This is a genomic window from Bradyrhizobium embrapense, from assembly GCF_001189235.2.
Lineage (GTDB): Bacteria > Pseudomonadota > Alphaproteobacteria > Rhizobiales > Xanthobacteraceae > Bradyrhizobium > Bradyrhizobium embrapense.
Map to the genome: position 1 here is coordinate 1,251,889 of NZ_LFIP02000002.1, position 20,277 is coordinate 1,272,165.

Sequence of the window (20,277 nt, forward strand, 5' to 3'; positions counted from 1 at the left end):
GGGGTCCTGAACGTGGCTGATACCAACCAGGCTCGGCTGCGCGACCAGCTGGTGCAGAACTATGACGGCCTCATTGCGAGACTGACGCGCCGCCTGGGCTCCTCAGACTTCGCCTATGAGGCCCTGCACGAGACATTCCTGCGGCTGGATCGGGTCACGGACGCGGTCCCGGTTCGCAGTCCGGCCGACTATCTCTTTCGCATCGCCATCAATGTCGCGAAGGACCGACGCAAGGCCCAGACCTATCGCCTCGGCGTGTCCGAGGTCGATGCGCTGCTGGATGTTTGCGACGAGCAGCCCGATACTGCGCGGGTGGTCGAGGCGCGCTCCGAGATCGCAGCCTTCAAATACGCGTTGGCCGGGCTTCCGGACCGGCCTCGCCAGGTGCTTGAAGGGATTTCGATCGAGGGTGTAACGCCGCAGGAGGTCGCGGCCCGTCTGCAAATCAGCCTTCGTACGGTCGAAAATGACCTCAGACTGGCCTTACGGCACTGCGCAACCGTTCTTGGCCGCACCGTGGTCCGTCGTCGCGGCGGACCACGGCTGCGGCCGTAACTGGTTGCGGCGGCACCTACTTCAACATTGTCGCGACATTGTCCTTTGTCACGACGTCGAGACCGGTGTGGATGATCTGCGGCACCTTCTGCCCCTTCTTGATGGCAAGCAGCGTATCCATCGCCTTCTCGCCCATCTCGAACGGACGCTGGCCGATCAGCGCATTGGCATAACCGTCGTTCAGAAGCTCGAGCTGCATCTTGAGGGTGTCGGCGACGACGAGCGTGAACTTGCCTGCGTCGATCTCCTTCTTGCTCTTGCTGGCGAATGCCTTGAAGCCTTCCGGCGCGAACATCGGCCAGCCGCCGACCGGGACGATCGCGGCAAGGTCGGGCGTTGCGGTGCGCAGATCGGTCATCTGCTGGACGCCCAGCGCAGGGTCGTCGTTGCAGAAGGTCGGCGAGCCCCCGACTTCGGTCCACTTCGAGCCCTTGAGCGCTTCGCGCACGCCATCGACACGTTCGGCGAGGTTCGCCGCTCCCGGCCCGCCGGAGATCATCGCGTATTTGCCGCCGTTGGGCCGGAGCTTCAGCAATTGCTTGCCGAGCGCGACGCCGAACTCCTTGTTGTCGGTGCCGATATAGACAGTCCGCTTCGAGCCGGGTGCGTCCGAGTCGAACGTGATCACGGCGATGCCGGCCGCCGTCGCCGCCTCGATCGACTTGGTCATCGCGGCGACGTCGGCGACCGAGATGGCGAGGCCGTCCACCTTTTGGGTGATGAAGTCCTGGATGATCTGCGCTTGCGTCGCCGGCTCGTGCTCGACGGGACCCTTGTAGATGCATTCGATGTTGCCGAGTTCCTTGGCGCGCTTCTGGCAGCCGTCGCGCGCGAAGTCGAAGAACGGATTGTTCATCGCCTTGGGCACGATCACGAATTTGTAGCTCTGGGCAAAGCCAGGCGTCGCCATCATGGCGAGGACCGCGGCGGCAAGAAGTGTCTTCCTCATTGCTTCCCTCCACATTTTCTTGTGCCTATTCCTTGAAATCAGCAATTCCCGGAGGCGGATAGGCCGACATTGGTGGTCCTCCGGGGACGAACTCTTCAGGCCATGCGCGAGCGGAGGCGATCGACCAGCACCGCTGCGATGATGATCACGCCCACCAAGGTCTGCTGCCAATAGGAGTTGACTTGCGCGAGCACGAGGCCATTGCGGATCACCTCCAGCAGCACGCAGCCCACGATAGCTCCGAGCGGGCCGCCGGCGCCTCCGGCGAGATTGGCGCCGCCGATGACGGCAGCAGCGATGACGTTGAGCTCGTAGGACGTCGCCATGTTTGCCGGCGCCGATCCCAGCCAGCCGCAGATGATGATGCCTTGCAGGCCCGCCGCGAGCGCGCAGATCACGTAGATCCCGATTTTCACCCGCACGACCGCAATGCCGGTCAGGGCGGCCGCCTTCTCATTGCCGCCGACGGCAAAGACGTGGCGGCCGAAACTCGTGTGGTGCAGCACGACCGCCATCGCCACCGCGAGAACGACGAGGTAGATGAACGGTGCGGGCAAGCCGAATACGACGCCCGACGTCAGCGTGTAGAAATAATCGGCTTCGGGGCCGCTGGGAAAGCTGCCGCGGCCATTGGAGACGACGTAGCCGAGGCCGCGCACGATCGAGAGCATGCCGAGCGTGGTGACGAACGGCGACAGCCCGAGCACCGCGATGCAGAAGCCATTGACGAGGCCGACGATCAGCGCGACGCCGAGTCCTGCGAGGATCGAGACCAACAGGATCAATCCGGCCACATTGGCGATCACGGTCTTGCCGTCGCCGGCCAGATGTACGAACCATCCCGCGCCGGGCAGGCCCGGTGTCGAGATCTGCGTCATGACCATCGAGGTGATCATCGCGGAAAAGCACATCACCGAGCCGACCGAGAGGTCGATACCGCCGGTGATGATGACGAACGTCACGCCGAGCGTGGCGATGGCGATGAAGGAAAAATTCTTCGCCACGTTCTGTATGTTGCCCTCGGTGAGGAAATAGGGGCTGGTGAAGTTCATCACCACGAACAGCGCGACCAGCGCGAGCAGGACGTAGCCGGTCTGTGAGGCAAATAGACCGCTCTGCCACCATCTGGCCTTGCCGACATTGGTGAAGGTGATGGGAGATTCCAGGGGCGTGGCCATCACGCAGCCTCCTTCGCTCCCGTGATGAGGGAGGTGACTTCCTCGGGGCTGGTGTCGCCGATCGCCTTGTCGGCGCGTTTCTCGCCGCGGCGCATGACGACGACGCGGTCGCAGACCGCGAACACGTCGGGCATGCGGTGCGAGATCAGCATCACCGCGACGCCCTGTTCCTTCAGGCGATGGATCAGGCTCAACACCTGCTCGACCTGGCGGACCGAGATCGCGGCCGTCGGCTCGTCCATCATCACGAGCTTGGCATTGGACAGCCGCGTCCGCGCGATCGCGACCGCCTGGCGCTGGCCGCCCGACATCTGCTTGACGAGATCGTGCGGCCGGGTCTCCGAACGCAGTTCGCCGAACAGCTCCAGCGCGCGGGCCGCCATCGCCTTGTGGTCGAGAAGCGCGAACGGACCAAGCTTGCGCTTGAGCTCACGGCCGAGGAAGACATTGGCCGCTGCCGTGAGATTGTCGGCGAGCGCGAGGTCCTGGTAGACCACTTCGATGCCGATCGCGCGGGCGTCGATCGGGCGGGCGAAATGAACCACCTTGCCGTCAAAGCGGATCTCGCCGTGACTTGGCGGGAAATTGCCGGCGATGATCTTGACCAGCGTCGACTTGCCGGCACCGTTGTCTCCCATCAGGCCGACCACTTCGCCGGGAGAAACGCGCAGGTCGACGCCATGCAACGCGCGAATAGCGCCGAACTCCTTGCCGATGCCCTTCAACTCGAGGACCGCGAGCCCGGCATCGTGAGGGGTTACCATGGTTGGTTTCGCTCAGACATGCTGGCAACCCCTCCCGATCAGAAGTGCACCAGCGTGCGCAGACCAAGGACCCAGGCATTCTCGGTCTTGATACCCGCGGCATTGTAGCCGCGCCCGCCGGGATTGATCACGTACTGGGCGTCGAACTTGAGGTTCATCCAGCCGGTCGCCTGCCAGCCGTACCAGGCTTCGATCGGCACTTCGTTTCCACCCGCATTCAGGGTGAGCGCCGCCGAATTCACGTGCGTCGTACCCACCGCGAAGCCGACTTCGTCTTCCGGGCGCCAAGAGAACGTTCCGGTGTGCCTGAAGCCCAGGGCGACCTGGTAGTCCTGATACGACGTCCGATGATCGGCGACGGTCGTATTGAGGAACATGTACCAACCCTGTGCCTTTGCACCCTCGACGGTCAATCGCTGCAGGATCGATTCGTAGATGCCGTAGCGGCCGCGTTGATCGCCCAGATTCTGATCCGAGACACCACCCATGCCGGGGGCGATTGCGATGATGCCGGGCAGGCCGCCGTCGATCGTCGACGCGCTGTCATACCAGCCGCCGAATCTCCAGGTCCCGTTCAGGGGACCGCTCGGCGCCCAGACCACCTCGACCGGCACCAGCACGCCGGAGGCCCGGCTCGAACCGGGGACGCCCGGCAGGAAGTAAGTCGCGGAGTCCGACGTCGTCAGATAGTTCGGATTGGCGTCGTAGACGCCGACCGAAAGCTGCCATTCCTTCGTGAAGTTGTAGTGTGCAACACCGGCCCATTGGCTCACCGGCCAGTTGTAGATGTAGCCACCCTGGATGTTGCCGGGCTGGCCGCCGCAGAACGTCAGGTTGATGAATTCGCACAGGCCGAAGAAGAAGTCGGAGCCGACCGGAAGACGGCCGCCCTTCAGTTCAAGGCGGTCATCGAACAGCTTCTGCGAATAGTAGAGTTCGGTGAGGCGAAGAATACTGCCGCGGCCGAACACTTCGTTGGTCAGTTGCAGCGCCGGAATGCCTGCCTCGTCATTCAGGTTGCGGCCGAAGCGGTCGACCAGCGTGAGGCCGACCGTACCGCCCTGGATGCCGGCCAGCTTCGCCATGTCAAACTTGGCCTGGAAGAACAGCTGCCCGGCCTGGGTCGCGGTGTTCCTGTTGCCACCCGACAGGTTGCCGACGGCTTCATCGCCCAGCGTCAGGGCCAGCGAGATACCCCGCTCCTTCAGCTGCGTCCTGCCGAGATCGCCGAACAGATACGGTCTTGTCCAGAAATCATCGGTCTCCGTGTAGGGCACAGGCGGAGCCTTCGTTAAGAGATCGGCCGCATGCGCACCGACGTTGGACAGAGATAACAAGGCGATCCCCACGCCGCACGCTCGCGCGATGTTTACAGACCAAGGTGACATTTTCTGCACTCCCAGCGTCCCCGGCTTTGTCCATTTTTGCGTCACGTTCCTGCCCAAAGCCCTTCAGCCTGGAACGTGCCCCCGTCAGTGTAGCGACACGTCAACTTGAGATAGAAAATCTACGCGCACCAAACCATTCGGGACGGTGGTGAGGTCTGCCCGCGGCCGGGCTCGGCTCACAGCGCCGACATGGACGCGAACGTCGGATGCCCGATCAGTCTTGCGCATCGAACTCTTCCCCTGTCCCTCTACCCAAGTCGCCGCGGTCGTATTCCCGATCCTGATTCTTCGTCATCGAGTTAAGCCTGGTCGCCCGCGCTCGTCGGCAACGCTGACGCGCCACGGGGAGATGCGTTTTGCAGAATTGTGGTTTCCCTTGATCGAGGCGCCGTGCGGGCGAGGCCGGCCAGCGCCGCCTTGCGCCTGCGCCGGGCCTGCAATTGCTGATCCGCCAGCACGCCGATCAGAATCACGGTTCCCATCACCGCGAAGTTCAGGGAGTTCGGAATGCCCAGGATGTTCACGAGGTTCTGCAGCACCTGCAGCAGCGCGGTGCCCAGCACGATACCGAGAATCGAGCCTTCGCCGCCGCGCAGGCTGCAGCCGCCGAGGACGGCAGCCGCAATCGCATAGAGTTCGTAGAAATTACCGAACGAACTCGGAGAGACCGAGTTGGTATAGAAGACGAACAGGACCGTCGAAACGCCGGCGAGGCCACCGCTGATGACATAGGCGGTCGCGATCACGAGATTCGTCCTGATGCCGGAGTAGCGCGCCGCTTCCTCGTTCTTGCCCACCGCATAAAGCCAGCGCCCGTAGACCGAACGATGCAGCAGCACGCCGAGGACCACCGCGAGGATGATCAGGAAGATGAAGGTGTTCGGAATGCCCGCAACATTGCCGGAGGCGATGTTGCTCAACGTGCTGGCCTCGTCGCCGTAGCCGAAGCCGCGCGTCGAATCGCTGGTATAGTAGCGCGCGGCACCGCGATAGATCAGCAGCCCGCACAGCGTCACGATGAAGGGCTGCATCTTCAGCCGGGTGATCAGGAAGCCCTGGATGCCGCCCAGCGCGAGCCCGCCCATCAGCACCAGCAAGAGCGCGAACGGCCAGGGCACCTGGTACGTCGTCAGCAGGTCGATGAAGACGACACCGAGCAGCGCGAACATCGAGCCGAGCGAAAGATCGATGCCCCCGGTGATGATGACCAATCCTTCGCCCAGCGCGAACACACCGAACAGGCCGATCAAATTGGCCATGTTCAACAGGTTCACGAACGACAGGAAGGCCGGATTGATCGCGCCGGTGATGGCGGAGATCACCGCCAGCAGCAAGAACAGGCCGAGTTCCTTCTTCATCATGGCGCAGCGGTCTCCAGGTTTTCGAGCGCCTGGCCGACCGCCAGCCTCAACACGTTGTATTCGCTGAACTGGTCGCGCTCGAGCACGCCGCTGACGCTGCCTTCGTGCATCACCGCGACCCGGTCGGAGACGCCGATGACCTCTTCCATGTCGGATGAGATCATCACGATGGCGACGCCCTGGTCGGCGAGGTTGCGCATCAGGGCGTAGATTTCGCTCTTGGCGCCGACATCGATGCCGCGGGTCGGCTCGTCGAAGAACATCACGCGCGGCTGCATGGAGAGCCACTTGCCCAGCACAACCTTCTGCTGGTTGCCGCCGGAGAGCGTCACGGCTTCGATGTCGATGCTCGGCGCCTTGATCGACAGCCGCCTGGCCTGTTCCTTTGCGATCTTGCGCTCGGACGTGCCGTTAACCAGCCACATCCGGGCATAATCCAGCAGGCTCGCGAGCGTCACGTTCTCCCGGATCGGCAGCTCCAGCACCAGGCCGGATTTCTTGCGGTCCTCCGGCACCAGGTAGATGCCCTGCCTGATCGCATCACGCGGCGAGGCGATACCGACCGCTGCATTGTCGATCCTGATCTCGCCCCCCAGCAGCGGGTCGATGCCGAAGACGGCGCGGGCGAGTGAGGTGCGGCCGGCACCGACGAGTCCGGCAAGACCGAGGATCTCGCCGCGCCGCACGGAAAGGTCGATCTGCCGGTCGGGAAAGGCCGTCGTCACAACGCCGGCGATGTCGCAGCCGCCAGGCTGCGGCGCGTGCGCCGGCGGCGTGTACAGCGCTTTGAGGTCGCGGCCGATCATCAGCCGGATCATCGCGGCATGGCTCAGCTCGGCGCGCGCCAGCTCGCCCACGGTGCGCCCGTCGCGCAGTACCACGACGCGATCCGCGCAGCTCATGATCTCGCCGAGCCGGTGAGAGATGTAGATCACCGAAATGCCGTGGGCCTTCAGGTCGGCAATCACTTCCAGCAGCCGTTCGGTCTCCGAAATGGTCAGGCTGGAGGTCGGCTCGTCCATGATGATCACGCGGGCGTCGATCGAGAGCGCCTTGGCGATCTCCACCATCTGACGCTCCGCGATCGACAAATTGTCGACCAGCGTGCTCGGCGTGAAATCGGCGCCCAGCCGCTCCAGCAGCGGTGTCACGCGGGCGCGCATTTCTGCATTGTCGACCAGCTTCAGCGGGCCGCCGGCAAGCTTCTCGCGCCCGATGAAGACATTGGCCGCGACGTCGAGATTCTCGAACAGGTTCAGCTCCTGGTGCACAAAGGCGATACCGGCGAGGGTCGCCTCGTTCACCGTCATCCTGGCGTGATCGATGCCGCCGATGCGGATCACGCCCGCGCTCGGCGCGATCACGCCCGCCAGCACGCGCATCAGCGTCGATTTTCCGGCGCCGTTCTCGCCGATCAGGCCCAGCACCTCGCCGCGGCAGACGCGCAAATTGACTTCGTCGAGCGCCCTGACGCCGGGGTAGGTCTTGCTGATTCCGCTGAGTTCGAGCAGCGTCTCCGCCATTCGGCACGTCCTCCTGCAGCCCCCCGGCGGCCTGAGGCGGCCGGGCGGTCAAGCCGACTTAAGTTACTTCTTCAGCAGTTCCTTCAGGTTTGCGGCGAACTCCGCGACGTTGATCTTGCTGATCACCTTGGTCGGCACGATCAGCTTGCTGTCCTTCGGAATCCAGGACTTGTCGCCGTTCAGCGTCTTGATGATGTTGGTGGCAGAGAGATAGCCGAACTCGTAGGGCTGCTGCACGACCGTGGATTCGATCGTGCCGTCGGAAATGCCCCGCAGCGTCCGCTGGTCCTCGTCGAAGCCGACGATCTTTACCTTGCCGGCCTTGCCCGCGGCCTTCACCGCATCATAGATCAGCGGGGTCTCGTAGCTCCACAGGCCGGAGAGCAGTGCAATGTCGGGATATTTGACGAGCACGTTCTCCATGTTCGCCTTGGCCTTGGCAAAATCCACCTGGTCGGTGAACACGTCGACCAGCTCGACCTTGGTACCGGCGATCGATTCCTTGATGCCCTGGACGCGCTCGCGGGCGTTGTCGGCATCCATCGTGCCTACGAACAGCGCGATCTTGCCGCCGTTCGGCAGCGCCTTCTTGATCTCCTCGCCGGCCTGCCGTCCGGCCGCGACGTTGTCGGTGCCGATATAGGCGAGACGGTTGCTCTGCGGTGCGTCGCTGTCCGTCGTGATCAGCACGGTCTTGGCCGCGACCTTGTTGAGTTCTTCGGTCGCATGCGGCGCATCGTCGACCGAGATCGAGATGCCGGCGACGCCGCGAACCAAGAGGTCGTCCAGCTCGCGCCGCTGGCCAGCCGCGGTGCCTTCGTTGGTGACGATCAGCTCGATATTGTATTCCGGGTGCTCTTTCTGCGCCTTCTCAAGCCCGCGGCCCGCGATGGTCCAGAAATCGGCCGCGACATTGGTCACCAGCGCGATGGTCTTTTTCTGCTGCGCCTGTGCTATCCCCGTAGTCATCGCGAGCGCAGCTGCGCCCGCCAACAGCGGCACGATCAATCTTTTCATTGAGTCATTCATATGGACCTCCCTGTCGACACCCCCGGTAAGGGGATTTCACGCCCGGCGCTTTTCACGCCTTATTTTATTCACGTAACTAATAAATTAGCGCGACGAAATGTCCAGTCAAGGATGTTTACGTTTGCGTATTCAAGCAAAAATAGTGGGAATGTGATGTATTTCGGCCGCTATCGACGCTTTTTGGCCAACGTCTGAGGCTCATCCGTTGAATAATTTTATCAAGCGAATTAAAAAAGCCGACATGAACGAGCAGTCCGAACCGCTGAGACGTGCTTCTAGTCTGGCCCGCGGATCGAACCGTGGCCGTCTCGTCGAAGTCTTGCGGCGTCAGGGGCCATTGCCGCGCGTCGAGCTCGCCCGCAGCACGGGACTGAGCTTTCCGGCCATTTCGGCCATCACGTCAAAGCTGATGGCGGAAGACCTGCTGTGCGAAGCCGAGACGGACGCGGCGACGTCGTTGCCCGACGATACCGACGAAGAGGACGCGGATGGGCTGAACGGCCGCCGCCGCGGCCGGCCGGCGGTCCTGCTGACCCTGAACCCCGAGTTCGGCCGCATCATTGCCGTCTCGCTGCGCATGAACCTGATCGAGACATTGCTCGCCGATTTCAGTGGCTCTGCCCTGGCACAATCGCGGCTCGAGCTCACGACCCGCGGGCTCGATGCCGGCGGGTTATGCGACCTCGTGACCGCGCAGATCGACGCCATGCTCGATGAGACGGCCACGCCGCGGGACCGGCTGCTCGGAATCGGGATTGCGCTGCAGGGCATCGTCGATGCCGACACCGGCCGGCATCTGTGGAGCCCGGCGCTGTCGATCACCGACGTCGATCTGGCAAAACCGATCCGCGAGGCATTCGGCGTTGACGTCGTGATGGCGAACGACGCGGTCGCGGTGGCGCTGGCCCTCGTGGCGGCCGAGCCGGCGCTGGCGCAGGGCCTCACGGCGACGCTCATGGTCGGTCACGGCATCGGCATGGGCATCGTCGTCGACGGTGAAGCGCGCTGGGGGGCCGGCGCGGGCAGCGAGATCGGCCATGTCAAGTTGACGCCGAACGGTCCGCAATGCCGCTGCGGTCAGCGCGGCTGCATCGAGGCCCATCTCGCCGACTATGCGCTCTACCGCGACGCCCGCACCTTTCTCGATCTGCCACCGGCGGTGTCCCAGCAACCATCCGAGGCGCAGATGGCCCTGTTGCGCGCGCGGGCACGCGCCGGCGATCCCCGTCTCGAACAGCTGTTCCGGCAGGCGGGCTACGCACTTGCCGAAGCGGTAGCCACGACGATCTCGGTGTTGCGCCCGCATCATTTGATCCTCGCAGGTCCCGGCCTGCAGGCGTTTGACATGATGCGCGCTGCCTATGAGGAGCGGCTCGAGCAGGCCGTGTTGCCGTGGCTGCTCAAGTCCACTGCGATCCATGTTCGTCCGAGCGAGTCGGCGACGATTGTCGACGGCATGGTGCGGCGCACGCTGCGGGTTGTGGACCGAAATCACATGGAGACGACCGAGTGAACCTCGGGAGCTGCGGCTCCTGCTTGAGCCGCAGCAACGCAACCGACGCGCTTCAGGCGCCAAAGCGAGAGAATGCCAATGCAGGGTGCCATCTATCCAAGCCTCAAGGACCGGACCGTCCTGGTCACCGGTGGCGGTTCCGGTATCGGCGAGGCCATCGTCCGCCAGTTCATCAGCCAGGGCGCGCGGGTTGGCTTCATCGATATCGATGTGACGTCTTCGGAGCAGCTGCTGTCCGATTTGGGAGCGCATGCCCGCGTGCACTTCGAGCACGCCGACCTGCGCGACATCGGCGCGCTGCGACGCGCGGTTGCCGGTATCCGCGAGGCGCTCGGGCCGATCACCATCCTGGTCAACAACGCGGCGCGCGACGACCGTCACGCGATCGAGGACGTCACACCGGAATTCTGGGACGAGCGCTTCGCCGTCAACCTGAAGCATCAGTTCTTCAGCGCCCAGGCGGTCGCACCCGACATGAAACAGGCAGGGGGCGGTTCGATCGTCAACATCGGCTCGGTGAGCTGGGTGATCGGTCAGGGCAACATGCCCTGCTACACCACGGCCAAATCTGCGGTTCAGGGCCTCACCCGCGCGTTGGCCCGCGATCTCGGGCCGCACAACGTGCGGGTCAACTCCATCCTGCCCGGATGGATCATGACCCAGCGGCAGCAGGATCTATGGTTGACGCCCGAAGGGGTGGCCGAGCTGATGCAGCGCCAATGCCTCAAGCGCAAGCTCGTGCCGGACGACATCGCCCGTGTCGTCCTGTTTTTCGCCGCCGACGACAGCGGCGCCTGCACCAACCAGAGCCACATCGTCGATGGCGGCTGGGTCTAGCGATCGCATCACAACTGGGGGAAGGACCCTCGTCGATCAGCCCGCGCCTGAGGCGGTCAACGCGTCGCGAAGCGCCTGACGCGCTTGTTGAGCGTGACGAGTTCGTCGACCGTCAGGCCGATGCCGTCCTGACGCGCGTGTCGCGCTCTTTGTGGAGATGGCAGGGCGGCCGACCGCGGCTCGCCATCTCGTCGGCGACGTACCGCCATGTTCCCGCGCTGGTTTGCAAGGTGCGGATTGCAACGTCGCCACCTATTCCGTATACGTCGTAGAATTATCCGACCGGATGGTCAATGAATCGCCACGCCGGACATGGCTTTGGGCCGGTGGTGATTTGCCCCTCGAGGCGAGCGCCGAATAGCCGGCAGGTGGAACTGACAGGACATGGCCCGATCGCGCGCCAAGGATTACGACGACAAGCGTCTCTCGATGCTGCATCGCTCCGCCGAGCTGTTTGCCGCGTCGGGCTATGTCGGCACGTCGATGAACACCATCGCCGACGCCTGCGGTGTCTCGAAGGCGCTGCTCTATCACTATTACCCCGACAAGGAGGCGATCCTGTTCGATATCCTGTCGTCGCATCTCGAGAAGCTCGTGGCGGCGGTCCGGAAGGCGAGCGCATCGGCCGGCGATCCGGTTGAGCGCTTCAGGACGATCGTGGCGACCTTGCTCGAGCTCTACCGGCATGCTGACGCCGAGCATCAGGTCCAGATTGCGAGCCTCAAGCTGCTGCCGAAGGACAAGCAACAGCCGCTGCTTGCGAGCGAGCGGACCCTGGTCGGGATCATGTCGGATGCGCTCGCCGCGGCTGTGCCGACGGCCAAGCAGAAGCGCGTGCTCAAGCCGTTAACGATGAGCGTCTTCGGCATGCTGAACTGGCACTACATGTGGTTTCGCGAGGGCGGGCCGATGACCCGCGCCGAATACGCCGACTTCGTCGCGCAACTGGTGTTGGCCGGCGCGGAAGAGGCGGCCAACACCCGGCCGCGCAGCAAGGCAAAGCCCGCCGGCCGCAGCCGGCAGGCCGAGTTGCTCTGAGCGTTACGACCGCATCGCGTTCATCGTCAGAAGCTCGTAGGTCGCCGCGGTCTCGCCGGTGCCGGTCGTGATCTCGACGTCCCAGCGCACCTCGCCGTACTGCTTGTTGCGCGGCGTCTTCTCCTTCGCGGTCAGCCGCACCTGGATCTGTTCGCCCGGTTGCACAGGTTTGACGAAGCGCAGCGAGTCGAGCCCGTAATTTGCGAGCACCGGTCCGTAGTCGGGATCGACGAACAGGCCGGCCGCGAACGACAGCAGCAGATAGCCATGGGCGACGCGACCCGGGAAGAACGGATGCCCCCGGGTCGCTTCCTCGTCCATGTGGGCGTAGAAGGTGTCGCCCGTGAAATGCGCGAAGTGCTCGATGTCGTCGAGCGTGATCTGCCGCGCCTTGGAGACCAGCGTGCGGCCGATCTCGAGATCGTCGTAGTGGTAGCGGAACGGGTGCAGGTCGCCTTCGAGCATCGGGCTGCCCTTGAACCAGCGGCCGGTGACGCCGGACAGCATCGCCGGCGAGCCCTGCAACGCAGTGCGCTGCATGTAATGCTGCAGGCTGCGGACTCCGCCCAGTTCCTCCCCGCCGCCGGCGCGGCCCGGGCCGCCGTGAACCATCTGCGGCATCGGCGAGCCGTGCCCGGCGTGCTCGGTCGCGCAGTCGCGGTCGATGATCGCGACCCGGCCGTGAAAGCTGCCGATGCCGAACGCAAGTTCGGTCGCGGTCGGGATGTCGTGGGTGTAGACCGATGCGACGAGGCTGCCGCCGCCGCGATTGGTCAGCGCGATGGCCTGGTCGAGATCGTCATAGCCCATCACGGTGCAGACCGGCCCGAACGCCTCGATCTCATGCACCGCGGTTGCGGCCACCGGTTTCGTGCAGTGCAGCAGCAGCGGTGGGACGAAGGCGCCGCGCTTGGCGTCGGCGTCGACCAGCGGGAAGTTGTCGGGATCGCCGGCCACCAGTTCGGCCTCGGTGCGAAGCTTCGCGACATGGGCAAGCACATCGCTGCGCTGGGCGAGGCCGACCAGCGGTCCCATCCTGACCTTGTCGTTCTCGGGATTGCCGATCGTGACCTTGGCGAGACGCTCGCGCAGCGCCGTGACAACGGCGTCGATCTGCGCCGACGGCGCCAATGCGCGGCGGATCGCGGTGCATTTCTGCCCGGCCTTGACCGTCATCTCCTTCGCCACCTCCTTGATGAAGAGGTCGAACTCCGGGGTTCCCGGCATGGCGTCCGGCGCGAGGATTGCCGCATTGAGCGAATCCCGCTCGGCGATGAACCGGACCGCTTCGCGCGCGATGACCGGATGCCGTTGGAGCTTTTGCGATGTGTCGGCCGAGCCGGTGAAGGACACCACGTCCTGGCAGGTAAGGTGGTCGAACAGGTCGCCGGTCGATCCGACGATGAACTGCAGGACGCCTTCGGGCAGCGCGCCGGATTCGGTGATCATCCGCGCCAGCTCGTAGGCAACGTAGGAGGTGACGGTCGCGGGCTTGGTGACGACGGGTACGCCGGCGAGCAGCGCCGGCGCCAGCTTCTCCAGCATACCCCAGCACGGGAAGTTGAATGCGTTGATATGCACGGCAACGCCGTGCAACGGCGTGACGACGTGCTGGCCGGCGAATGCGCCGCCCTTGGAAAGCCCCTCGACATTGCCGTCGAGCAGGTATCTGGTATTCGGTAGCTCGCGGCGTCCCTTGCTGGCATAGGCGAACAGCGTGCCAATGCCGCCATCGACGTCGATCATGGCGTCGGTGCGGGTCGCGCCGGCATGGAGCGAGAGTTTGTAAAGCCGGTCCTTGTGCTGGCTCAGATAGTCGGCCAGCGTCTTCAGCAGGCCGGCACGCTGGTGGAACGACAGCTTGCGGAGATTCTTGCCGCCGATCGCGCGGCCATAGGCGAGGATCTCGCGCATGTCGAGATCGCTCCTGGTCGTGAGCGCGACCACGTCGCCGGTGACGGCGCTGCGGATCTCGGTGGCGAATTCTCCCGCGCCGGACCACTTTCCGCGAACGAAGCTGTCGAGTTTCATGATCTTGTCGGACGACTGCGCGCCGCTGGGCTGAGGCTGTGTCATCGAAATTGGATCCTCTGACTGGTGATCATTGATGCGTCTCGCCTTGCCGGCGGAATGTTCAATCTGCGGTTAGGCTCGTCCGGTGAAGCGTGGCGCGCGCTTTTCGAGGAACGCGGTGACGCCCTCGGCATAGTCTGCCGACCGGCCCGCGCGTCCCTGCAGGTCGCGCTCAAGCGTGAGCTGCGCATCGAGCGTGTTGGTCTCGGAGGCATCGAGCGCCTGCTTGATCAACGCAAGACCATCGGTCGGTTGCGTCGCGAGCGAGGCGGCGAGCGCATGGGCCTCCATCATCAGGTCGGAGTCCTCGACCACTTTCCAGATCATGCCCCATGTCTCCGCCCGCTCCGCGGAAACCGGTTCGGCCAGCATGGCCAAGGCACGAGCCCGCGCCGGGCCGACGAGCCGCGGCAGGAACCAGGTGCCGCCGGAATCCGGGACGAGGCCGAGCTTCGCGAAGGCCTGAATGAACTTGGCCGATCGCGCGGCGATCACGATATCGCAGGCAAGCGCCACGTTCGCGCCGGCGCCCGCGGCCACGCCGTTGACGGCGCATACGACCGGAATCGGAAGGCTGCGCAGCTTGCGCACCAGCGGGTTGTAGTATTTTTCGATCGGCACCGAGAGATCAGGCGTTTCGCCCGGCGTGAACACGCCGTCCGAGAGATCCTGCCCGGCGCAGAATCCGCGCCCGGCTCCGGTCAGGATCAGCGCGCGGCAGGATTTGTCCTGCTCGGCCGCGGTCAACGCGGCCATCAACGCTTTGTGCAGATCGGCGCTGAATGAATTTAGGCGGTCGGGTCTGTTGAGCGTCAGGACGCGATATCCGGCGCGGATATCGGTCAACACCAAATTGCTGACCATGATTACCTCCCGTTGCGGCTTCTGATGACCGAGGTCGCATGACCTGCGACCGGATTACTATTGACCGTCCGGTCAGTCAATTATATTTATCCGCGCGCCCAGTCGGACGGCGTCTTCGGGCCGATCGGAGCGAACACGATTTTAGTCCCGGTCGCGAATTCGGGCGCAACAAATACAATTTGATCGGAGCAGTTTTGCGCGCGTTGCACGAGACCGCGCATTTGCGAAGCTTATGCGCAACCCTTGACACTTGTCAGATCGAAGCATCGGTGGAACCGGTGAAAGGTTCACGTTCAACGTCGCGTTGCATGGCCCCCATGCTGCGGTGTGCGCCGCCACAAATCAGCCGTATATGAGCGGCGACGTCCGCCGCCATGAGGGCGAGCCGATGACAATGCAGTCGGGCGATATCACAGGATTCCGGTTCTCGACCGCGCATTTCGGCGAGCGCGATCGCCTGCCGATCTTTCGCGAGCAGATCGGGCGCATGATCGTCAAGCTCGATCCGGAGCCGCTCCACGACGGCGCGTTTCACGCCGAAGCGAATGTACGCGAATTGTCCGGGCTCGGCATCGGATCCTGGGCGTGCAGCAATCTCAAGATCGCAAGACCGCGCGAATTGCTGGACGGCACCGACGATTTGGTGCTGACGATCATCACGAGCGGCAACACCCGCGCCTCGCAGCGCGGCCGCGATATCGAGCTGGGCCCGGGCCAGGCTGTTCTGCAGTCGAGCGCGGAAGCGGGCAACATCGTGGTCCCGGTGTCGCCGAGCCGCTTCGTCGGTCTCCGGCTGCCACGCATGGCGCTGGCATCGCTGGTCAACGATCCCGAGGACATGCTGATCCGCGCGCTGCCAGCGAACACCGAGGCGATGCGCCTCCTTGCGCTTTACATCAGGGAACTCGACGACAGCTACCAGCTTTCGACTCCGGAGTTGCGCGGCGCCGTCGTCAAGCATCTGATCGATCTCGGCGCGCTGATCATCGGCGCCAACCGGGATGCAGCGGCTGCTGCGGAAGACGGCGGACTCGCGGCGGCGCGGCTCGCCGCGGTCAAGGCCGACATCAGCGCCAATCTCAGCTATGGCGACCTCTCGCTGCCCGCGGTGGCTGCCCGGCTGAAGCTGACGCCGCGCCGTATTCAGCGGCTGTTCGAGAGCGCGGGATCGACATTCTCAGCATTCGTGCTCGGCCAACGCCTGGCGCGCGCGCATCATTTATTGACCGACCCACGCCACAGCCGTAGCACCATCGGCACGATCGCGTTCGAGGTCGGGTTTGGCGACCTGTCCTACTTCAATCGCACCTTCCGCCGGCAATACGGCATGACGCCGTCGGATATTCGCACGGTGCCGCGGCGTTCCTGACCGAATGTCTCGGGTCCTCGGCCGCGCAGACGCGTGGCGGGTTGCTACGGTTCGCCGCATCCGGGCAGCCGCCGGACCTGTTCGACCAGCCGCCGCTGACGTTTTGCCGACAACACCGGCTCATTCGCGCACATCAACATCGCGCCGCACGCAGCCTTCGGCTCGGCAGGCCATGCGATGCTGCCGTCGATCGCGGCGTCCGAGCGGGCGATCATGAGCGGGCGGCTGGTCTGAGACGACCCTGCCGCCTGATAAGCCTGCGACAGGCGGCGACAAATGTCGCATATGTCCAAATCACTGTCGCGTCGGTCCGTGCCGCACGTCCGCGAAGCACCTAAAAGGCCGTTCCCGCCTGTTCTTGCCTTCGGGACGATTCCACGAATGCACGGGCAGTTTCGAACGGAGGGGGGTGCGACGAGGAGATCAATGGATCACATCACCTTGCCATCGTCGCGTGACGCTGCCGCGGCTCGAACCTTCAAGTTGACCCCGCACGAGTCGGTGACCGTCCGTGAAGTGCGTTCCGATCATCTGACTGTGGAGGTCGTCTATTCGCCGGGCGGGCGGCCACCTCCCGCGCATTTCCATCCCGCGCAGGACGAGCATTTCGAAATCCTTGCCGGCCGTCTTCACGTCGTGCTTGACGGACAGAAGAAGGAACTCGGTCCGGGTGCAACATGTGACGTGCCGCGCGGTACGCCACATCGCATGTGGAATGCTGGCAGCGATCCGGTACGCGCGGTCTGGGTCACGACGCCGCCGAAGCGAACCCTCGAATGGTTTATGGCGCTGGATGGTTTGCAGCGCACGGGGCGCGTCGGCCGCGACGGAATGCCAGGATTGTTGGCGTTCGGCGTGTATCTGACTGCCTATCGCGACGTGTTTTGCCTCGCCGGTCCGCAGTGGCTGCTTCGTCCCGCGCTCGCGGGCCTGGCGGTCATCGGTCGGCTGCGCGGTTATCAGCCTCCTGCATCACGGGTCTTGAAATCGGTTCGGGAAGAATAATGGCTCCGCCTCGCTTGATCGCTCGCCATCTCGCTCACCCGCGCGGCGTCTTCGGCCGTTTTGTCGGCGGCCTGATGAACCGGCGCAACAGCCGGATGAACCGCTTTGCGCTGCAATTGCTCGATGTGAAGTCCTCCGACCGCGTGGCCGAGATCGGGTTCGGTGGCGGCGCTACGCTCGGCCCCTTGCTGGATCGCGCTGCTCATCTGACGGCGGTCGATCGCTCGCGGGATGTGGTGGCGTGGGCGACTGCGCGATATCGGATTGCGGTCGATGCCGGACGCGCCGACTTCCGGATCGGAGAAATCGAGGCCTTGCCGCTTCAGAGCGGTCAGTTCGACAAGGTATGCAGCGTCAACACGGTGTACTTCTGGCGATCGCTGCCTGCAGGTGCCGGCGAGCTCAGGCGGGTGCTCAAGGCAGGTGGCGTGCTTGCGCTCGGCTTCCTGCCGGCCGATGCGATGGGGCGCTTGGGATTTCCCAAAGACATCTTCACCTTTCGAACCACAGGCGATGTTGAACATGCCTTGCGGCAGGCGGGGTTCGGAGCAGTCGAGATCCATCGTCCCGAGCCTGACACGGCCTGGAATGTAATCGTTGCGCGATAGGAGGAGTGGTTGCCGTTCAAGATCGTTCGCAGCGAAGGCTGCGCGTGCATCGATACTGAACGCAGGGAGAGCTCGCGATGCAGCGAACCTGTTCGGCTCTGCGCGCACTCATTCAGGAAGGATTGCGCTCATGTCGGTTTCGCTCATTCGATCAGCATCAGTGCTTCTCTGCCTTCCAGCGGGAATAGCGCCGACCGAGGCCGCGGGTGCGAAACCTGTGCTCAGGATCGAGAACGGGTTCCAGCAGACCGTCGTGGTCTCGGCCGGGAGCGAACTCTCGTTTGGACCACCGCGGCAATCGGCGATCCAGCCTGGTGGCACCAGCGCCGGCGAAATCACGATCTCGCTTGCGGCCGGCCCTGCCGCCGGTATTGCCAAGCTGCATGTTCTCGAGCGCAGCGCTGTCCCGATCGGATTCACGGCGACGGCCTGGCGGGGCCGGAAATCGATCGCCGTCGTCAAGCTTTGCGGTCATCTCGAGATAAACAGTTGGGTCGTTCTGCCGATCGAGACGACGCATGTCGACGTCTCCGATTTTTTCCCGGTCAAGGACGGATGCGATTGACTGCCGCGAGTTTGCTTCCGCAATCAATAGAGAGGGAATGAACATGCCTCCGAGAGCCAAAGGGGCTTTTCTAGTCCTGCTTGCCGGGCTGATGCCCTGGTGCGCGCGGGCGAACGACACCTCCGCCGCGCTGGAAACCGGAGGCCTGCGCTTCAAGCAAGACCCTGATATCGTGATGCGCTCGGAGGATCTGTTCATCTCCGAGAAGCAGATCCGGATCGTCTACCGCTTCTTCAACACCTCGGCCGCCGACAAGACCATCATGATCGCGTTCCCGATGCCTGACATCGTCGGCAAGGAAGGCGACGAGAACATCGGGATTCCGACGGATGATCCGGAGAACATCTTTGATTTCTACGTCTCGGTCGACGGCAAGCCGGCCGCGCCGCATCTCGATCAGACGGCGCTGGCGAACGATGTCGACCAGACCGCGCTGCTGCGGAAGCTTGGCATCCCGCTGATGCCGATCAGGGGGACCGCCGACGAGCTGCTCGACAAGGTGCCGAAGTCGAAATGGCCGGAACTGGTCAAGCTCGGTGTCGGCGCCGTCGAGACCTACGGGTCGGGCGGCCCGATGCAGGATCATCTGGTGCCGACCTGGACCTTGCGCTCGGCCTATACCTGGACGCAGACCTTCCCCGCGGGCCGGGAAATTACGTTCGAGCAGACCTACCGTCCGAGCGTCGGAGGCTCCGTGCAGACCATCATCGGCGCCGACAACTGGCGCAGCAATCCCGAAGCGCCGGCATTCCTCGCCTCCTACTGCATCGATGACGACCTGATCCGCACCATCGAGCGGGCGCGTGCGACGCGGCATACTCCCTATCCGCCATTCGGCGAGCGGTCGATTGCCTATGTGCTCTCGACCGGCGCCAACTGGGCGGCACCGATCGGCGACTTCCACCTCACCATCGACAAGGGCGAGCCGAACAATCTCGTCAGCTTCTGTGCCGATGGCGTCAAGAAGACCGGACCAACCCGCTTCGAGGTGAGGCACACCAATTTCAGGCCGTCGCGCGATTTGAAGATTGTCATCTTCGTTCCGAATCCAAATTAGCGCCGGCGCGTTCCAGCCATGACGAATGCGGCCCTCTGCCTGCTGCTCTGGACCTGCGCCCTGGCGGGCCCGGCATCGGCGCAGTCCACCGATCCGCATCATCCGACGGTGCTCGGCCTGGGTGTCAATCGCGCCAACATCACCAATGATGTCCGCGGCCATTATTACACCTTCATGGCGGGGCCGGGCCATGTCGATGTCGAACTGGCCTTCAAAGAGATGGGCGTGTTCGGTCGTCCGCTGCCGCAGTATCTCAACTTCGACTTCTGGAATGCGGACGGCGTTCGGCTGTCGCATATCGAAGTCCTGTCTCAGGGCGCCGTCGCTCACCGCCACACCGATGCTGATCTGCCGGCGCGACAGCGCATCAACCTTGCGGTCTCGACGCAATGGGGCGCGATCAAGGTCGGCGGCTATTACGAGATCGAGCTGACAGGCGCGGTCGAGGCCGCGGCGCCGGTCGGCGCAAACGTCAAGCCGGCCGAGCCCGAACCGCTGGTGCGGCCGTGATCGGACAACGACCAGCTACGTGCTGTCGCGCACATAGGGTGATTCCAGGCACCAATGCACGGCAACGTGTTTCACATTGTTGCCCAATGTC

At 64.0% G+C, this 20,277-nt stretch carries 20 protein-coding genes; 9 read left to right on the forward strand and 11 right to left on the reverse strand.

The genetic code is table 11. The features are described from left to right. Positions 1–12 precede the first annotated feature (12 nt). Positions 13–555 (forward strand): RNA polymerase sigma factor, encoded by a 543-nt coding sequence (locus tag AKN83_RS13295; protein ID WP_050402342.1) that lies wholly within the window; start codon positions 13–15, stop codon positions 553–555. Positions 556–571: 16 nt separating this feature from the next. Here the strand turns inward: AKN83_RS13295 and AKN83_RS13300 are convergent, their stop codons facing one another. The 7 genes from AKN83_RS13300 to AKN83_RS13330 form a co-directional block, all read right to left on the reverse strand. Continuing rightward, on the reverse strand, positions 572–1,504 hold the full coding sequence (locus tag AKN83_RS13300) for a sugar-binding protein (RefSeq protein ID WP_050402341.1): 933 nt from the start codon (positions 1,502–1,504) through the stop codon (positions 572–574). 95 nt (positions 1,505–1,599) lie between these two features. Then, a complete protein-coding gene (locus AKN83_RS13305; RefSeq protein WP_050402340.1) occupies positions 1,600–2,682 on the reverse strand; it encodes an ABC transporter permease in 1,083 nt (360 codons plus the stop codon). Continuing rightward, positions 2,682–3,446, reverse strand: coding sequence for an ATP-binding cassette domain-containing protein (locus AKN83_RS13310; protein WP_050402339.1), 765 nt, complete (start codon positions 3,444–3,446; stop codon positions 2,682–2,684). Before AKN83_RS13310 ends, AKN83_RS13305 begins: the two co-directional genes overlap by 1 nt. Before the next feature lie 38 nt (positions 3,447–3,484). Then, positions 3,485–4,834: a carbohydrate porin gene (locus AKN83_RS13315; RefSeq protein WP_050402338.1), complete on the reverse strand. Its 1,350-nt coding sequence runs from the start codon at positions 4,832–4,834 to the stop codon at positions 3,485–3,487. 299 nt (positions 4,835–5,133) lie between these two features. Beyond that, the gene (locus tag AKN83_RS13320; protein ID WP_050402337.1) at positions 5,134–6,195 is read right to left on the reverse strand and encodes an ABC transporter permease; all 1,062 of its coding nucleotides are present in this window, start codon (positions 6,193–6,195) and stop codon (positions 5,134–5,136) included. Next, entirely contained in the window at positions 6,192–7,718 is a 1,527-nt protein-coding gene (locus tag AKN83_RS13325; RefSeq protein WP_050402336.1) for a sugar ABC transporter ATP-binding protein, read from the reverse strand. The genes AKN83_RS13320 and AKN83_RS13325 overlap by 4 nt, the downstream gene beginning before the upstream one ends. A gap of 63 nt (positions 7,719–7,781) precedes the next feature. Further along, positions 7,782–8,747, reverse strand: a complete 966-nt coding sequence (locus AKN83_RS13330) for a sugar-binding protein (RefSeq protein ID WP_083992025.1) — start codon at positions 8,745–8,747, stop codon at positions 7,782–7,784. 241 nt (positions 8,748–8,988) lie between these two features. Between AKN83_RS13330 and AKN83_RS13335 the strand changes: the two genes are divergently transcribed. From AKN83_RS13335 to AKN83_RS13345, 3 genes are all read left to right on the forward strand, one after another. Further along, positions 8,989–10,260: an ROK family protein gene (locus tag AKN83_RS13335; protein ID WP_050402335.1), complete on the forward strand. Its 1,272-nt coding sequence runs from the start codon at positions 8,989–8,991 to the stop codon at positions 10,258–10,260. 78 nt (positions 10,261–10,338) lie between these two features. Beyond that, complete coding sequence (locus AKN83_RS13340; RefSeq protein ID WP_050402334.1) at positions 10,339–11,097, forward strand: SDR family NAD(P)-dependent oxidoreductase; 759 nt, start codon at positions 10,339–10,341, stop codon at positions 11,095–11,097. Between the two features lie 384 nt (positions 11,098–11,481). Continuing rightward, positions 11,482–12,135, forward strand: coding sequence for a TetR/AcrR family transcriptional regulator (locus AKN83_RS13345; protein ID WP_050402333.1), 654 nt, complete (start codon positions 11,482–11,484; stop codon positions 12,133–12,135). Positions 12,136–12,138: 3 nt separating this feature from the next. On the opposite strand, the gene paaZ is transcribed toward AKN83_RS13345, so the two are convergent. Both paaZ and paaG read right to left on the reverse strand, forming a co-directional pair. Beyond that, positions 12,139–14,166 carry a phenylacetic acid degradation bifunctional protein PaaZ gene (paaZ, locus tag AKN83_RS13350; RefSeq protein ID WP_050402380.1) on the reverse strand — a complete coding sequence of 676 codons (2,028 nt, stop codon included), beginning with the start codon at positions 14,164–14,166 and terminating at the stop codon, positions 12,139–12,141. Between the two features lie 114 nt (positions 14,167–14,280). After that, the gene (paaG, locus tag AKN83_RS13355) at positions 14,281–15,072 is read right to left on the reverse strand and encodes a 2-(1,2-epoxy-1,2-dihydrophenyl)acetyl-CoA isomerase PaaG (RefSeq protein WP_050402332.1); all 792 of its coding nucleotides are present in this window, start codon (positions 15,070–15,072) and stop codon (positions 14,281–14,283) included. A 352-nt stretch (positions 15,073–15,424) separates the two neighbouring features. Here paaG and AKN83_RS13360 point away from each other — a divergent pair, with 352 nt between their 5' ends. Then, a complete protein-coding gene (locus AKN83_RS13360; protein ID WP_050402331.1) occupies positions 15,425–16,441 on the forward strand; it encodes an AraC family transcriptional regulator in 1,017 nt (338 codons plus the stop codon). Between the two features lie 44 nt (positions 16,442–16,485). Here AKN83_RS13360 and AKN83_RS39605 read toward each other — a convergent pair whose 3' ends face one another. Further along, positions 16,486–16,656 (reverse strand): hypothetical protein, encoded by a 171-nt coding sequence (locus tag AKN83_RS39605; RefSeq protein ID WP_157113344.1) that lies wholly within the window; start codon positions 16,654–16,656, stop codon positions 16,486–16,488. A gap of 211 nt (positions 16,657–16,867) precedes the next feature. Here AKN83_RS39605 and AKN83_RS13365 point away from each other — a divergent pair, with 211 nt between their 5' ends. Then, complete coding sequence (locus AKN83_RS13365) at positions 16,868–17,446, forward strand: cupin domain-containing protein (protein WP_050402330.1); 579 nt, start codon at positions 16,868–16,870, stop codon at positions 17,444–17,446. Between the two features lie 95 nt (positions 17,447–17,541). Next, entirely contained in the window at positions 17,542–18,054 is a 513-nt protein-coding gene (locus tag AKN83_RS40540; RefSeq protein ID WP_172803533.1) for a class I SAM-dependent methyltransferase, read from the forward strand. 157 nt (positions 18,055–18,211) lie between these two features. On the opposite strand, the gene AKN83_RS39610 is transcribed toward AKN83_RS40540, so the two are convergent. Next, on the reverse strand, positions 18,212–18,664 hold the full coding sequence (locus AKN83_RS39610) for a hypothetical protein (protein WP_172803534.1): 453 nt from the start codon (positions 18,662–18,664) through the stop codon (positions 18,212–18,214). On the opposite strand from AKN83_RS39610, the gene AKN83_RS13380 reads away from it, so the two are divergent. Together AKN83_RS13380 and AKN83_RS13385 are read left to right on the forward strand one after the other, a co-directional pair. Then, a complete protein-coding gene (locus tag AKN83_RS13380) occupies positions 18,657–19,676 on the forward strand; it encodes a DUF4424 domain-containing protein (protein WP_172803535.1) in 1,020 nt (339 codons plus the stop codon). The two genes, AKN83_RS39610 and AKN83_RS13380, sit on opposite strands and share 8 nt — an antisense overlap. 18 nt (positions 19,677–19,694) lie before the next feature. Further along, positions 19,695–20,186, forward strand: a complete 492-nt coding sequence (locus AKN83_RS13385; protein ID WP_050402326.1) for a hypothetical protein — start codon at positions 19,695–19,697, stop codon at positions 20,184–20,186. Positions 20,187–20,277: the final 91 nt, after the last annotated feature.

Bases quoted from the DNA above. Each gene is read 5' to 3' on its own strand.
- AKN83_RS13300 (WP_050402341.1), bottom strand. From the start codon at position 1,504: ATGAGGAAGACACTTCTTGCCGCCGCGGTCCTCGCCATGATGGCGACG.
- AKN83_RS13305 (WP_050402340.1), bottom strand. From the start codon at position 2,682: ATGGCCACGCCCCTGGAATCTCCCATCACCTTCACCAATGTCGGCAAG.
- AKN83_RS13310 (WP_050402339.1), bottom strand. From the start codon at position 3,446: ATGGTAACCCCTCACGATGCCGGGCTCGCGGTCCTCGAGTTGAAGGGC.
- AKN83_RS13315 (WP_050402338.1), bottom strand. From the start codon at position 4,834: ATGTCACCTTGGTCTGTAAACATCGCGCGAGCGTGCGGCGTGGGGATC.
- AKN83_RS13320 (WP_050402337.1), bottom strand. From the start codon at position 6,195: ATGATGAAGAAGGAACTCGGCCTGTTCTTGCTGCTGGCGGTGATCTCC.
- AKN83_RS13325 (WP_050402336.1), bottom strand. From the start codon at position 7,718: ATGGCGGAGACGCTGCTCGAACTCAGCGGAATCAGCAAGACCTACCCC.
- AKN83_RS13330 (WP_083992025.1), bottom strand. From the start codon at position 8,747: ATGAATGACTCAATGAAAAGATTGATCGTGCCGCTGTTGGCGGGCGCA.
- AKN83_RS13335 (WP_050402335.1), top strand. From the start codon at position 8,989: ATGAACGAGCAGTCCGAACCGCTGAGACGTGCTTCTAGTCTGGCCCGC.
- AKN83_RS13340 (WP_050402334.1), top strand. From the start codon at position 10,339: ATGCAGGGTGCCATCTATCCAAGCCTCAAGGACCGGACCGTCCTGGTC.
- AKN83_RS13345 (WP_050402333.1), top strand. From the start codon at position 11,482: ATGGCCCGATCGCGCGCCAAGGATTACGACGACAAGCGTCTCTCGATG.
- paaZ (WP_050402380.1), bottom strand. From the start codon at position 14,166: ATGAAACTCGACAGCTTCGTTCGCGGAAAGTGGTCCGGCGCGGGAGAA.
- paaG (WP_050402332.1), bottom strand. From the start codon at position 15,072: ATGGTCAGCAATTTGGTGTTGACCGATATCCGCGCCGGATATCGCGTC.
- AKN83_RS13360 (WP_050402331.1), top strand. From the start codon at position 15,425: ATGAGCGGCGACGTCCGCCGCCATGAGGGCGAGCCGATGACAATGCAG.
- AKN83_RS39605 (WP_157113344.1), bottom strand. From the start codon at position 16,656: ATGATCGCCCGCTCGGACGCCGCGATCGACGGCAGCATCGCATGGCCT.
- AKN83_RS13365 (WP_050402330.1), top strand. From the start codon at position 16,868: ATGGATCACATCACCTTGCCATCGTCGCGTGACGCTGCCGCGGCTCGA.
- AKN83_RS40540 (WP_172803533.1), top strand. From the start codon at position 17,542: ATGAACCGCTTTGCGCTGCAATTGCTCGATGTGAAGTCCTCCGACCGC.
- AKN83_RS13380 (WP_172803535.1), top strand. From the start codon at position 18,657: ATGAACATGCCTCCGAGAGCCAAAGGGGCTTTTCTAGTCCTGCTTGCC.
- AKN83_RS39610 (WP_172803534.1), bottom strand. From the start codon at position 18,664: ATGTTCATTCCCTCTCTATTGATTGCGGAAGCAAACTCGCGGCAGTCA.
- AKN83_RS13385 (WP_050402326.1), top strand. From the start codon at position 19,695: ATGACGAATGCGGCCCTCTGCCTGCTGCTCTGGACCTGCGCCCTGGCG.